Below are 14,959 nucleotides of genomic sequence, written 5' to 3'. Positions count from 1 at the left end.
GGTCTTGCACCCTCGCCAAACACATTCTCTGCAATTTTCAAGATGCAGGTGAGTCTGGGGGCTGTCACCGTTTTGTATTCTTTTGTTGTATACATACTACATAATAAGACTACAAGCTGTCAAGGGTGTAATACAAGTCAAGTTGAGAGGTCGGGTTTTGAGTAACGATGAAATGGTTGATAGGCTCTAAATTCACAACCTAAATTCATAACAACTCAATTGCATAACTTCGCGAACATCAGAATTATGAAAGGTGTTTCAAGCCCCCCAGCCCCCAACTTTGGAGGAGCAAAAACTCAAAGTTCCCAGTCTCTATTTGCATAACCTCCCGAACATCAGACATACTTTGAGATGAGTGGTTCTTGCGGTGAGGAAATCCAATTGATGCGTCTACCCCAACAGTGGCTATCGGTTCTCAGCGTTAACAGCATTTTTCTGTTGAACTTGGGTTTCCCTTTGTTAACTCTACCCACAACCCTGCATCGCGGAGAAGTTATCGCCCAAACAGACCCCAATGTAGAAGCATTAAGATTATATAGACAGGGACTTGAACTGTTTCGGCAAGGGACGGCCGAATCTTATAAACAGGCAATTGGTGTTTGGGAAAAGGCGCTACAACTTTATCAGCAAGCCGGAAACTTGAGAGGACAAGCTAATAGTTTGTTAGGACTGGGTAGAATTTCTGATTTATTAGGAGACTCTCAGCAGGCGCTCGAATTCTACAACCAATCCCTTCCTCTATCACGAGAGGTAGAGAATAAAGTGGGGGAAGGCGCTACTCTCAATAATATTGGCGGTGTCTACTTTTATTTGGGAGACAAACAACGGGCGCTCGATTACCTCAACCAATCCCTTCCCCTACAGCGACAGGTGGGGAATAAAGCGGGGGAAGCGGCCACTCTCGGTAATTTTGCCTTCCTCAAACGCAGTCAAGGCAACCTCACCGAAGCCTTAACCGATATGGAATCAGCGATTAATATTATTGAAGAACTCCGCACCAAAATTATTAGTCAAGACTTACGAACCTCTTACTTTTCTACCGTTTATGGTTATTATCAATTTTATATCGATTTGTTGATGGAGTTGCACGAACAAAACCAGAATCAAGGGTATGATACCAAAGCATTACACGCCAGTGAACGAGGTCGGGCGAGAAGTCTATTAGATATTTTGGCGGAGTCGGGGGCGAATATTAAAGAAGGGGTTGACCCGCAATTGTTGGCAGAAGAACAGAAGTTATTGCAACGACTGAATGCATTAGACCAATCTCGACAATTGAATCCAGGGGAAAGAGATATTGAGGAATTAAAGCAGGAAATAGAAACGGTTCGGCGGGAGTTACAAACCCTAGAAGTTGAAATCAAACGCAATAGTCCCCAATATGCCAACTTACAATATCCCGAACCGTTAACCGCCTCGGAAATTCAGCAAAAAGTTCTCGATGAGGAGACGGTTTTGTTAGTTTATTCGTTGGGAACTGAACGTAGTTTTTTATGGTTGGTGAGTACAACGGAAGTGAAAAGTTATCAACTCCCCAAACGTTCAGAAATAGAACCGTTAGCAACATCTTTTTTACAAGAAATTCAATCTTTGGCTGTCGTCCCGCCAACGGGTGAAAAGTTGAGTCAAATTTTATTATCTCCCGTTTTGAATCAGTTAGGAAATAAACGGTTAGTTGTCGTTGGGGATGGGATTTTACAAACCGTTCCGTTTGCGGCGTTACCGATTTCTAGCCCTGTTTCTAGCCCACTAAATGCCCCCAAACCCCCAATTCTGGGGGCTTTCATAGATGGGGGACTTGGAAAAATGGGGGACTTTGAATCTTCACTCCAGACTGTAAAAGTAGCATCCGTAACTTCTAATATTGAGGGAACTTTCAACAACTTTGAAAAGATTAGTTCCCCCCAAATTTGGGGGGCTAGGGGGGCTATCAACCCTCAGTTAAAGACTTATCGCCCCCTAAATCCCCCGGCCCCCAAACCCCCAATAATGGGGGCTTTCATAGATGGGGGACTTGGAAAGATGGGAGACTTTGAAAACTTTAAAAAGGTTAATTCCCCCCAAAGTTGGGGGGCTAGGGGGGCTATCAACCCTCAGTTAAAGACTTATCGCCCCCTAAATCCCCCGGCACCCGTGACCCCCAATAATGGGGGTAATGGGGGTATTCTGGGGGACTTTGAAAAGATTAGTTCCCCCCAAATTTGGGGGGCTAGGGGGGCTAAACTGACCTCAAGCGAAAGTCAGGGGAGTCAGAAAACCGATAATTCTTCCCTCCTTTCAGGGGGGATTGAGGGGGGTCAAAATGATAATTCTTCCCTCCTTTTAGGGGGGATTGAGGGGGGTCAAAATGATAATTCTTCCCTCCTTTTAGGGGGGATTGAGGGGGGTAATTCGACCTCTCCCCCAACCTCTTTCTCACCCCCCTTTTTAAGGGGGGAAGGGGGGATAAAAGTAAGTCAAAATGCGAGTTATACACCGTTAATTGTTCAACATGAAATTGTGAATTTACCTTCCGCTTCCAGTTTAGCAATTCTCCGAGAACAAGTTCAAGGACGAACACCCGCCCCCAAAAAAGTTGCCGTTATTGCTGACCCCGTTTTTGAACAAAATGACCCCCGTTTTCAAATTGCATCATCAACAAAAACTGAAACCAATGATGTTAATAAAATCGTATTAAGACAATCCCTAGAAAATTTTCTGGGTAAATCTTTTGGTCGTTTACAACACACTCGCCAAGAAGCCGAAGCGATTTTAGCGTTAGTTCCTGATAATTTAGAACGATTAGCACTAGATTTTAATGCTAACCGTAAAACCGCAACCGATTCTAATTTATCTCAATATCAAATCGTTCACTTTGCGACTCACGGACTGTTAAATGAAACCCAACCGGAATTATCAGGATTGGTGTTTTCTCTGTACGATGAACAGGGAACAGAAAAACCCAGATTTTTACAATTAAATGATATCTTTAACTTAACCCTTTCCGCAGATTTGGTTGTATTAAGTGCCTGTCAAACGGGAGTTGGTCAGGATATTCGCGGCGAAGGATTGGTGAGTTTAACGAGGGGATTTATGTATGCCGGCGCGGAACGAATTGTCGTGAGTTTGTGGGCGGTTGCCGATAATTCAACTTCATAATTTATGCAAAATTATTATCGAAAAATATTAGAAACAGGTTCAAATCCCGCTACAGCGATGCGAGAAGTTCAGTTAGAAATGATTCAGTCTGATAATTATAATGCACCTTTCTTTTGGGCGCCGTTTGTGTTTCAGGGAGAGTGGAAAACCGGACTTTCAACCCGGTGATTTATCCCCCATTATCAAAGCCCCCAAACCCCCAATTTTGGGGGCTTTGATAATGGGGGTAAAAGGGGGACTTTCAACACATTCCTTGCCTCCCTTAAAAAGGGAGGTGCCGCAGGCGGAGGGATCAAAGCAATTCAATTTCACAGAGAATTAGTAGGAGTGAATCGTTGTTTTTAAGCTGTTAAATTTGAGGTGTTTAAGCGAATATTATGCTAAACTCATTTATAAAGGATTAACTATATCTTTAAACACAACATTTAAAAATGTCTTTGACTTCTCGTCGGCGTTTCATTGAATTTGCGGGTTCAACCCTTGCCACCCTCGGACTCAATTCTGTTAATTTACTTCCCAAATTCGACCGTTACGGTAAAGTATTAGCCCAAAGTACCCCTCGGAAACTGGCTTTATTAGTCGGGATAAATCAATACCAAAAAGATCCGTTAAACGGCTGCGTTAACGATGTAAGAATGCAGCAACTTTTACTCATTCACCGTTTCGGATTTAATCCCCAAGATATTTTAATTTTAACCGATAAACAAGCAACCCGTCAAGGAATTTTAGAAGCGTTTGAAGAACATTTAATTAAACAAGCAAAACCGGGTGATGTTGCAGTTTTTCATTACTCGGGACACGGTTCTCGCGTTCTCGATCCCAATCCCATTCCTTTGAAAAGTCCGATTGTTGACGGTACGGGTTTAAATGGAACTTTTGTTCCGGTTGATAGTTCCCTTCCTGCGGGTTATCGGAATGTTGGCGGCACCGTTGATGATATTATGGGACACACTTTATTTTTGTTGATGTCCGCAATACAAACCGAATATTTTACCGCAGTTCTTGATAGCTGTTTTTCGGGATTAAAAACTAGAGATTTTCAAGTTCGTTCGCGAGATGGGGGAGAAAAAATAGAAATTTCGCCCAAAGAAAAAGCCTATCAAGAACAGTGGCTTTCCCGTCTTGATATGTCTCCCGAAGAGTTTGTACAAGGATATCAAAAAGGCGTTGCTAAGGGTGTAGTTCTCGCTTCCGCCCAACCCAGTCAAACGGCTAAAGATGTCAAAATTCTTGATTTTCACGTGGGTATTTTTAGTTATTTATTAACTCAATATCTCTGGCAAAACACGGGAACGCCGAAAGATATTATCGCCCATACCAACGAAATTATTCCGCGAAAATTGACTCAAAATCCACTTTATGAAGCTAAAATTGATAGCGGATACGAAAATCAACCCCTGTATTTTATCGAAAATCCGAGTCCCGTTGCAAATGCGGTGATTACGGAAATACAAGGAAATAAAGCCCAAGTCTGGTTGGGAGGATTAACAACCGAAGAAAAAGCCCAATTAAAGCCAGGAACCGTCTTAAGTGTTGTGAATTCTCAACCCAATTCATCGGGAAAAGCTATCTTTCAATCTCGTGAGGGTTTGGTTGGAATTGTCACAGTTGAGGAGAATATTGAAGTCGGAACGTTGTTGTTTTTATCACGACAAAATTAAGAGTTTCAGGGGTTAAAACCCAGTTAGAATTACTTGATGAGTTCCCCAAAGTATTTGAGCCGGACGAAGAAATGTCTAATGAACCCGACTGGAAAAACTCTATTTTTACTCCGGTTGTCTTAATGGGTGTTAACAACATCACGGATTTAGGTGTAGAATTAGTAATTTGGATTAAAACTAAGCCGAATTTTCAATGGGCTGTAGCTCGTGAATTTCGTCGTCGCTTAAAATACACTTTTGATCAACAGGGAATTAATTTTGGAACATTGAAACAAGCTATATTTATTCCCGCATCGCACCCATCCTATTAGAAACTGCGATCGCCAGGAAAGACCCGTCTTAGTTCACGTTTGTATAAAGCATAAAAAGGAGTATTGGTGTCATGTGTACTGGAATCCTGTTGAAAATTGGCGCTCGTTTAACCAAAGAAGTCAAGCCAATTGTGCAATAAATCCTGACGGAAATTTTCATTTTTCTTGTAAACTTTAGCCACCAATTTTCTGGACTCCTCTCGATTGACTCGGGAAGGCAGTATGCAGGCGCCGCCTTTTAAAGGCGGTGTACCGATGACTTCCTTGAGTTTTTCGAGAGAGTTTTTTCGGTTTTTCCAACTTGATGGAACTCTCTTCATTTGATGGAGAAATAGTGACCCGATTGCATTGAATTTTGAGAACTTACCATTTAGTCCGAATCATACTTTTGAGACATTAACTTCAGTTCTTTTCTGACAAGCTGGCGGACATTTTCGGGGGAAACCACAACACAATCTTTTCCATAGCGCAATACTTCCCGAATCAACCAGAAAGGATTGGACACACGGCGTACCACTTGCCGTACTTCCCCGACAAGTTCATTGCTGATGTCGTTTTCCCTAGATTCATAGGCTTTGACCATTCCCCCGAAAAAGTGTAAGTACACTTTTAGCGAATCCAGCCCTTCTTCTCGCCACTGTCCCTGAGTTCTAACGATGGACTGAATCCGATCTAGGCGAAGACAGCGATTGTGAATGAGTTCGGGGAAAGGGGTATCTTTGATATCTTCTGTCTCGTCGCACCAAATTTCTAAGTAATAGCGCTTTTCGTGAAAGGAGATCTGGGCGTAACGAACCGTGAACTCCAAATCGGTTCCGGTCGCGTTGCGGTAGAGAATGATAAACGGCTGTTTGATGCCGCTGTAATGATCGACTAACGCCCGCCAGGTTTGAGTTTCCGGCGTTCCAACCTCTTGTAGAATCGATTGGCGGAGGGGAGTTTCCAGGTTTCCCCGCGCCAGTAACAAACTTAAAAGAACTTGCGCTTCTCCCGGATAACCCGAATCTTTGAGCAACTTCACCGCCTGTTGAACTGCGATCGCCTGGGATGAGTTGAGCGTAAAAGGTTCTCCGACTTCCAGTTCTCCTTCTGCGATCGCCGTGATTAGCCCCGATGGACTGGGACTTTTGCCCCACATGATCTGGAAACGACGGGCGATCGCCTCTAGCTTTTCCTTGGTTCCGGGTGGAATTGACAGTGTAATCGTCTCTTTTTTGCGTGCCATTTCCAAAATATACTTACAAATACTTGCCTGATCGATTTTTATGTGCAATTATAAGTATATCCTAGCGGGGCGAGGTTCTGTTGCTCGTCCCGAAGTTCCCAGTCGATGGGAGCGGGGGAACTGGAATAGGGGATTTCCAAGCGTCCGTATAATTGGAGTAGCAATTTTTGCAGTATTGAAAAGATGATTGAAACAGTTAAATAAGATGTGAAATAAATCAATTTCAAACGGGGAAAAATGAATGATTATCAAACCAATTGGGCTTTTATCTAAAAAACCCGAAACACTAGATGAGAAATATTTTAGTCAAATTCGTCCTAAGTTGTACGAACATCATGCAACCCATTATCAGTGGGGTAGTCGTGCGGGTAGAACCCTGGCAGAACACTTAGACTCAGCTTGTCAATTTGTACTAACAGTCACTCACATTGCCGACGTTCCAGAAGACAAGCGATCGCTAATTTTAGCCGCCACTTCAGTTCACGATCTTAATAAATTAGATCGGGCGGGACGAAATGTAAAAACATTAGCCAGAGACCCAGAATTTCTCAAACAACAGCTTAAATTAGCTTGCGTTGATAGCCTGGTAAAAACGGCAGAAGATTTGGAGTTAGTCCGTCGATTAATTGAACGTCATTCGGGTCATAATACCAGCGATGGTTTGCGATTTTTTCCCGAAGATGAGGAGATTGAAAAATATGCGGCCATGTTAATTGGAGCCGATTTGTTTGATTTGGGAATTCCAGAAGCACAACGAATTGGTAAGATTCAAAAGGAATTAACCGTTGCTTTTGCTCGTCCCAGTTGTTTATTCCGAGTCAGCATTTCAGAAGATCGGGGTTATATAACTGCGCTGTTGTTAAGCGCCTGCGAGGAAGTTTTACAAGAACAGGGTTTACATCCCCTTGCCATTTATCCCGATGGAGAGTTATTTGAAGGAGAATCATGGCCCGAAAAAGATATTACAGAAGAAATAGCTTGCCGATGGAATCAAAAAATTAATCGCGTTTTTGCAGGCAATATTGAACAGTTAATTCATCCGACAAAAGACGGCATCAAAGTTAATCATCAAGCCCTTCAGCAGAACCCAGACGAAGCATTAATTCAAGTTCAAGCTTTACTCGAAAAGAAAAAAGCAGGTTTTAAAACAGATAAAGTCAGCACCGACGTTAGAAAATATGGCGATGCGGCCGGAACCGAAGCGGTTAATCAAGCTGCTGCTGTCGGACTGTTACCCGTTACCAACGCCGAAGAATTTGCCATTTCAGAAGGGTTAAAAGCCGCCTATCTCAGCTATCGAGAAACCGGACTGACCCCCAAAGAAGTTTGGGATAGAATCGGGAGTAAAATTGAACTTTCCGAGTCACAAAGATCGGCACTCGAACCGTTTAACCCTCAGTATGGACGCTGTTTATTTGCAGCAAAAGCCGTTACAAAAGGGATGGAAGCCGTAACAAATATCATTCAAGACTCATTCGAGTTGCGAGTTGGAGAACAGCCAAAAAATTTAAAAACCGACGTTCCAGAGGAAATGATTGTAGCGGTTCATCGGATTCTAAACTTACCCCTAAAAACAACTTGGGAAGGTTCAAAAGAATTGAATTTTTACATTAATGCCAATCCTCGCAAGCGCTGCTCGTTGGGAGCGACAACCAACCAAGTTCAAGATTTAATTTCTAACAATATGCCGCCCGGAACAAAAGTTCAATCTTTCTCTAATCGTTTGCCGGGAGGAATTAGCGCCGAACCCAAAAGAAAGGCGGATTCTCTCGCCGCTCGCAGCTATCAATTAATGGCTCTTGGGGCAAATTTTCCAAACGTAAATAAACAAGATCCTCTCTACTTGCATTTTGCTCTCCCTGAAGGTTCTAGCCCCGAACTTCTCAGAATTTGGCGGGAATTTCTAAAGGAAACGGCTGCAACCAATCCAGAGGGCGGAACGGTTACGGTTGACGAAGCGCAACTTTATCGAGATAATATTAAAGAATTTAAGTCGAATAAAGTTGTGGGTTTTGCATTTCCAAAGCGTCTCGATTTTATTCACTCAACAGTTGTAATTCCGCTAGTTTGGGGCGATGTAAATGCTTCTCTTGCTTTGTTGAAATCTCTCCGACTCGCTTTAGAATTATCTTTGGGGTTAAATTTTCCTTTTACATTGAGCGGAAACTTAGAAATCGAACCTTGGAATAATATTTATGCCCGGGTCGAAGGAATTCCATCAGCCTTGCAATCTTTGTTAGGAAATGGACAGTATAAACGCGAAGGTCACGCTCAGAAAAATGAACTGCAACCCCAAGAAAAAGCCGAAGAAATTTTAAAACGTTTGCGGTGTGTAGGAGAGCTTGCCTTTTTCGTATCCAGCCCAAAAAAACGAGATGATTGCCTGTATGATTTGGCTCGTGCAGCCCAGCGCCCTCTGAATTTATATTATGTTTTACTCCGCTGGATTTTGCGCGAACAAGATGAACCCAACCTAGAATCAAATTGGAATCGAATTCGCCAACCTTTAAAAGATTTATTGGAGAGTCTTATGCCAGAAGAAGAAAGTCTAACTCGATACCTTAAAGAAGCGGCCAAAATTGCAGAAGAAGCCAAACTGAGAGGAAGTTCTTTTCGCAGAACAGCACAGGCTGAACCTTTTACAGAATTTATAGCAGCAATTCGTTCTCGCAAATCCCATTTATCGTGGGATGTCGTTTTTGCCTCACTGGTTCAACAATATCATACACGTTTAGATCGAATTCGAGAACATGGTGTTGGTGCGACCAAGTACGAAAAAGTAAAACAATATTACGATGTTCTTCGGAAAATATTTGATGAAATTTATTGTTCGCGACCCGAACGAATTTTAGCGGATCGAAAAACCTTGGAAGCGGCTTACTTGTTTTTCTTACAGGAAGCTCGCCAGGAACTCAAACAACAGCCCGAAAAACAATCCAATCAAACTGAAACAACTAACAAATAGGAGAAAACTACCATGTCGTCTATTGAAAAACTGAATCCTTTTTTTGCTCCCGCTTACGAAAACTTTCCTAAAGGGCGTACAATTGGTTTAATTGTGTTGCGAACAACTCAATCGGAAACAATTTTTCGCACGGAAGGATCGGGGGAACCGATGTGTAATGAATTTGTTCAAGCCGGCGTAAAAAATACAAGCATTATTTCGCGTTTGGTGATGACAAAACGGAAACAAATTGCACCGGAACGCCGAAAAGGACGGGAATCTTTGCGACTGTACGAACTTCTACATACCAATAAAGACGGTTCCTTCTGTTCTCTCAATACAAACGCACCTTGTGAAATGTGTATCGATTGTTTTCTCTACGGTTTTGCCGCAGGCGGAGAAGGCGCCCAGAAAAGTCGAATTTGGACAGAAGATGCGTTTAGCGTGTTACCCAGTACAGAATTAATTGGCGATCGCACGATTAACGCAATTTATGAAAATGGTACCATGCGCGATGAAAATGGTAAAGCATCAACGGCTTTAAATACGAGCGAATACATCAAACCCGGCGTTCATTTTCTAGATATTGTAACCCTCAAAGATGTAACTGCCGATGAATTTCGTTATCTCGTGGGTAATATTCTTTTGACCAGCCGTTATGGTGCCGTTTCAAGTCGAGTTGGTCGCATGGAAAATGAAATTTTAGGCATTTTTGGAGGGATGACAGAACTGCCGAGTTCCTTAGAACTGGTTCAAAATATTTATGATTTAATGCAAGAATATTCTAACGAATCCATCGAGCATCCTGTTCAAACCGGAAATTTAATTAAGATGACAAAACAAGTGATTTCAACCTGGGTAAATAAGCGGGGAATTTCCATACAACTGTCCGAGGAAGAATTGACGGAATTAATTGCAGATGTCGATCAACACTGGTCAATCGACCAACAAGAACAGTTTCTAAAACGGTTAGACCAGTCCTACGAACCTTTCCGTAAAACCGTGACCGAAAATAAAACCCAAAAAAGTACCGGAAAAAAAGCAAAAGCTGCGAAAAATTTGGAGAGTTAATTGATGGCTAAACAACTAGAATTGTCGTTAAATCTGGAAAAAAAACCGACATTTAAAAAGGCTCAACTGGTTGAAATTTGGTGTGCAGAACCCGTATTTTTTGCCTCTAGAGAACTGTCGGACACCTACTATACAGAAGGTGTAATTGGCAACTACGCTTTGGCTTATGCGATGGGTTTGGCAAAGTCTTCTTACCGTTTAACGGGTCAAGAAACCGGGCGACCCACTTATCGAGAAGACTTGGTTCCTTTGGCTAACCAATGTTATATTTTACCCGCTTGGCCGGCTCAAGAAAAAGTAACATTTCGGTTTGAACGGTTCAACGCACTTTCTGATTCTTATTGGTATGCAATGACCAATAACCGAGTTGCAACAGCCCGCGAAGATTTGCCCTTAAAACGTACAGGAAAAAAACCCAATACCTATCGGGCTAGCAACTTTCCTCAAACGGGACGCCTGCGGATGATCGAACGGGGAAACCGCTTTCATACGCTGATATTTGGCGAGTGCAAACTACCCGAATATATTCGTTTGGGTAAGTTTATGAGTAAAGTTCGGGTTAACCCTTTGAAAGCGCTGGAGGTTGTTAATTTACCCGCCGATAATTACCAAACAAAAGCTTACTTGAATGCGGCAGACCTTCCCAGAAATATCAGTTTACTTGTGTTTGATTTAATTGCAATGCCCCCCGCTTCTCTGATTAAAAATCTCCAGTTCCACGGCGAAGCTTGGCAGGCGGGAGAATACATCGTTCCGGCTAACACACAATTTTGCGGCGGAGACATCAACAATGGATAGCCAAAAACTCACAATTACCCTCGAACCCAAAAGTATTTCTGCTTGTTCGGCCTTGCCTCAAGAATTACAATTTATGGGTCGAGCATTACAACATCAAGTGGATGTATTTGAGCAGTCCCGAAACTGTGATATTATTCTTGATTTGGCGCCGACAGGTACGGGAAAAACCAATGCTGGTTCAAGCGTTCTTCTTCATCAACCGAACAAAAGCGCCGTGTATATTGCCCCAACAAATGCTTTAATTAATCAGCAAAAAGCAGCATTAGAAAAATTTGTTGCAGATGCGGGTTTACCTCATGTTGTTAAGTCGGCTTCAGCAAAGGAAATTAAAGCATGGAACAACAATCAAGTCGGAAAACGTTCTGGAAAAAAAATTTACAATCTGCTTCGGAACCCGGCAACAATTTTCCCCGAAGTGGGAGCAAACAGACCGATTTTGTTGGTGACAAATCCCGATATTTTTTACTACGCTACCTTCTTTGCTTATAATCCTTTAGATCGCAATAATATCGCCAGTCAATTTTACAGCAAGTTTGCAACCATTATTTTTGACGAGTTTCACTTGTATGATGCAAAACAGTTGGTGAGTTTGCTATTTTATCTTGCACTCTCCCATATTTTCGGCTTCTTTAAAAAAGGAAGAAAAGTAGTATTATTGACCGCCACTCCAGAAAAAGCCTGTGAAATGGCGTTGCAAACCCTCGAAAGTCAAGGGGTAAGAATTAAGCGAATTAACGGAGAAGAAAGTCAGTCTAATTTACTCCCTTCACAAACCCGGGTTCATTTGGAAATTAAACCTCAGCCTGACCAAGAACAATGGATTGATGAATTAACAGAAGAAATTGTACAGCGTCTTCAAAACCAGCCCGACAAAAACGGAGCGGTAATTTTAGATTCTAAACACTTAATCAACCGTTTAGCCAATCGGTTAAAAGCTCAAGGTTTGCAAAATAAATTTGGTAGAATTACAGGCTCTACCCCCCAGGAAGAACGGAAAATTGCGGCACAAAAACAAGTGATTCTCGCCACCAGTACGGTTGATGTAGGGTTTAACTTTGAACGCGATCCTGCACCCACTCGACAAAACTTAGATTGGCTAATTTTTTCAGCAAAAGATCGCTTTTCGTTTTGGCAAAGAATCGGGCGAGTTGGGCGAGTTCTTGGAAAATCTCAAACCGATATTTCTTCGGAAGCCATCGCCTATTTACCCGATAAAGCTTGGGAACAAGGAATAACGAATCTGGACGGTTCTGGAGGGCGTCTAGCTTTAACTCAAACCCTCGAAAGTCTTTCTTGTTTAGAACGTCCATTCTTAGAAATCTATTGGCGTTCAGAAGCTTTTTTAGAAATTGCTCGTCCTTTATTAGAGTTAGAGGACAAATTATGGCAACTTCCAGAAATTAGAGTGATTGAAGAACTCTATCAAACCATGCAGCAAATTTTGGGAGGAAAGCACAACTGGAATTATTATCGCTATCGGATGAAAGCCTTACAAGGTGCAGAAAATATAGCCAAGTCTTCTCTCAAAGATATTCAGAAGAAATGGCAATATATCAAAGGGGGTAAAGCATTGGTCAAGACTTATATTAAATTAGCAGCACCCGACGAGTGGGAAGACTTGGAAGCAAAACGTAAAACAATAGAAGAGTACAAAGATTTTTTTCAAGAACATTCTGAATCTGTAGAAGAATTGAAAGAATTTGCTCAGTTTTGGAAAGCTTGTTATGATCCCGTATTTCAATTTAGGAATAGCCTATTTGAATCTCTTAATATTCACGATCCTAAAGGATTTTTAGTAGATGAGTCAAAGGAAACTGTTTTAGATCCGTTTCATTTATTCCGATTCTATGAATTTGTCGAACAAAATGATTACATTGAACTAACAAACTGGGCAGAACCAAGCTATGAAATTAGTTTTCATCTTCGCTATCGTGAAAGTTTAGAATATTTCAACAATACTGAACTCAATAAATTAACAGCTTTTCCCAATTGCCGTATTGAAAGAAGATTGAACGATGCTATTCGTCCAACTCCCCTGCTGAAGTGCCTTGAAAAACAATTTTTACCGGGAGTAGTCATTGCTACAGCACCCAATCAAGGTATTATTATTCAACTCAGAAAACAGGGAATTAGTTCTTACCCAATTTCTGTGTCTTGCAATGATTCTGAAAAAAATTATACATTTTTTCCCGGATTAGGAGGAATTGTTGCAATTGCCATGTATGGTGTGAGAATCAAACTTCCTGATGACGAAGATTTTTATGTTGTTTGACGCTTGAATTTTAACACGTTCACCTAAAAACTTAAACCATGCCTTACAGTTTAGTTTTGAACCTGGTTCCCCTGTCTCCCATCTCTCCCAAATATCTGAGTGGAAGACATTTACACGCCTTATTTCTAACGCTGGTGAGTTCGGTTGATAAACAATTGGGGGATTATTTACATGACTCTCAAAGCGAAAAATCTTTCACTCTCAGTCCCCTACAAACCTGCTCAAAAAACCGCCGAGTCGGACAAAGTTTGCAGTGGGAACATTCTCAACCCATTTCTGCGGGAACGGCTTGTTGGTGGCGTATTTCTTTGCTGGATGAGAGTTTATTTAGTAAGCTAACTCACCTTTGGTTAAACCTCAATCCCGAACAGCCCTGGCATTTGGGAGCGGCCGATTTAAAAATTACCAGCGTTTTGGCAACGCCCCAATCAACCCAACCTTGGGCGAATACTTGTTCCTACTCTCAATTATACCAGCAAGCCGACCATCGCGATCGCTCAATGACGCTGATTTTTGTTACTCCCGCCGCTTTTCGCCAGGGAAAATTTGACACCTCCCTTCCCACCGCTGAATCAGTTTTTAATAGCCTTCTAAATCGCTGGAATAAGTACAGTGGGATTGAATTTAGAGAACTTAATTTTACTTCGATTTTCCCCAGTTATTTTAACATCAAAACCGAAATGGTTGCCGATTCCCGCAGTAAATTTATTGGCTGCGTTGGCAAAATTAATTATCGACTTTTTGGGGATGTTGAACCAGAGATTGTTCAAAAAATTAATACCCTCGCCGACTTTGCTTTTTATTGTGGAGTTGGGCGAAAAACGCCTATGGGGATGGGAATGTTAAGGAGGTTGCAGGGCATAGAAAATAGAAAGTCCAGTTAATTTACTTAAGTTATAAAAATGATGAACAACTTATCTTTTCCAAATCAAGATTACATTCCTATTGCTTCACTCAACCAATATGCTTATTGTCCTCACCGTTGCTGGCGGATGTTTTGCGCGGGTGAATTTGAGGAGAATGAATATACGATAGAAGGAACGAGTTTGCACGAGCGGGTTCATACTTTGAGCGATAATATGAAGGATGAAACCTGGCAAATTAGAGCGATTTGGCTCAAATATGAACGCTATCAGCTTATCGGAAAAGCGGATTTAATTGAGTTAGAATCGGGAGAAATTTACCCGGTTGAATACAAACGCGGAAAGCGGGGAGAATGGGATAATGACGAGTTGCAAGTGTGCGCCCAGGCGCTTTGTTTGGAGGAAATGACGGGGAAAACGATAGACCTTGGTTATATTTATTATGCCCATTCCCATCAGCGCCAACCCGTCGAAATTTCTGCAAGTTTGCGAGAAAATGCAATCACCACCATAGAAGCGGTTCAATTTTTATTTAACACGGCAATAATGCCAAAACCTGTTTATAAACCCCGCTGCAAAGGCTGTAGTCTTTATTCTCGCTGTTTACCCCAAGCTTCTCAAAAAGTTGGAGGTTATCGAGAAAGTGATTAATTGAATTTAAGATTAATTCAACGCC

10 protein-coding genes and 1 pseudogene are annotated in these 14,959 nt (G+C 41.9%); 9 read left to right on the top strand and 2 right to left on the bottom strand.

Going from position 1 to position 14,959, the window contains the following annotated elements; all coding sequences use genetic code 11:
- Positions 1-351: 351 nt before the first annotated feature.
- The 3 genes and pseudogenes from ACL6C3_RS12775 (at position 352) to ACL6C3_RS12765 (ending at position 5,110) form a co-directional block, all read left to right on the top strand.
- Positions 352-3,306, top strand: a pseudogene (locus ACL6C3_RS12775) (CHAT domain-containing protein).
- A 263-nt stretch (positions 3,307-3,569) separates the two neighbouring features.
- The gene (locus ACL6C3_RS12770; RefSeq protein WP_413167539.1) at positions 3,570-4,799 is read left to right on the top strand and encodes a caspase family protein; all 1,230 of its coding nucleotides are present in this window, start codon (positions 3,570-3,572) and stop codon (positions 4,797-4,799) included.
- Positions 4,800-4,870: 71 nt separating this feature from the next.
- Positions 4,871-5,110 carry a hypothetical protein gene (locus ACL6C3_RS12765; protein ID WP_413167538.1) on the top strand — a complete coding sequence of 80 codons (240 nt, stop codon included), beginning with the start codon at positions 4,871-4,873 and terminating at the stop codon, positions 5,108-5,110.
- A gap of 107 nt (positions 5,111-5,217) precedes the next feature.
- On the opposite strand, the gene ACL6C3_RS12760 is transcribed toward ACL6C3_RS12765, so the two are convergent.
- Both ACL6C3_RS12760 and ACL6C3_RS12755 read right to left on the bottom strand, forming a co-directional pair.
- A complete protein-coding gene (locus tag ACL6C3_RS12760; RefSeq protein ID WP_413167537.1) occupies positions 5,218-5,430 on the bottom strand; it encodes a hypothetical protein in 213 nt (70 codons plus the stop codon).
- Between the two features lie 50 nt (positions 5,431-5,480).
- Complete coding sequence (locus ACL6C3_RS12755; RefSeq protein WP_413167536.1) at positions 5,481-6,335, bottom strand: helix-turn-helix transcriptional regulator; 855 nt, start codon at positions 6,333-6,335, stop codon at positions 5,481-5,483.
- 241 nt (positions 6,336-6,576) lie between these two features.
- On the opposite strand from ACL6C3_RS12755, the gene ACL6C3_RS12750 reads away from it, so the two are divergent.
- The 6 genes from ACL6C3_RS12750 to cas4 are packed head-to-tail and all read left to right on the top strand — an operon-like array spanning position 6,577 to position 14,934.
- Complete coding sequence (locus ACL6C3_RS12750; protein ID WP_413167535.1) at positions 6,577-9,300, top strand: CRISPR-associated protein Csc3; 2,724 nt, start codon at positions 6,577-6,579, stop codon at positions 9,298-9,300.
- A 12-nt stretch (positions 9,301-9,312) separates the two neighbouring features.
- Entirely contained in the window at positions 9,313-10,350 is a 1,038-nt protein-coding gene (gene cas7d / locus ACL6C3_RS12745; RefSeq protein ID WP_413167534.1) for a type I-D CRISPR-associated protein Cas7/Csc2, read from the top strand.
- Between the two features lie 3 nt (positions 10,351-10,353).
- Positions 10,354-11,148, top strand: coding sequence for a type I-D CRISPR-associated protein Cas5/Csc1 (cas5d, locus tag ACL6C3_RS12740; RefSeq protein WP_413167533.1), 795 nt, complete (start codon positions 10,354-10,356; stop codon positions 11,146-11,148).
- Complete coding sequence (gene cas3, locus ACL6C3_RS12735) at positions 11,141-13,420, top strand: type I-D CRISPR-associated helicase Cas3' (protein ID WP_413167532.1); 2,280 nt, start codon at positions 11,141-11,143, stop codon at positions 13,418-13,420. The genes cas5d and cas3 overlap by 8 nt, the downstream gene beginning before the upstream one ends.
- Positions 13,421-13,458: 38 nt before the next feature.
- The gene (gene cas6 / locus ACL6C3_RS12730; RefSeq protein WP_413167531.1) at positions 13,459-14,304 is read left to right on the top strand and encodes a CRISPR-associated endoribonuclease Cas6; all 846 of its coding nucleotides are present in this window, start codon (positions 13,459-13,461) and stop codon (positions 14,302-14,304) included.
- An 18-nt stretch (positions 14,305-14,322) separates the two neighbouring features.
- The gene (cas4, locus tag ACL6C3_RS12725) at positions 14,323-14,934 is read left to right on the top strand and encodes a CRISPR-associated protein Cas4 (RefSeq protein ID WP_413167530.1); all 612 of its coding nucleotides are present in this window, start codon (positions 14,323-14,325) and stop codon (positions 14,932-14,934) included.
- Positions 14,935-14,959: the final 25 nt, after the last annotated feature.

The sequence above is a fragment of the Capilliphycus salinus ALCB114379 genome, assembly GCF_047276495.1.
Taxonomy (GTDB): domain Bacteria; phylum Cyanobacteriota; class Cyanobacteriia; order Cyanobacteriales; family Microcoleaceae; genus Capilliphycus; species Capilliphycus salinus.
Note: the sequence above shows the minus strand (reverse complement) of the source record. Positions and strands in the feature narration are given on the sequence as shown.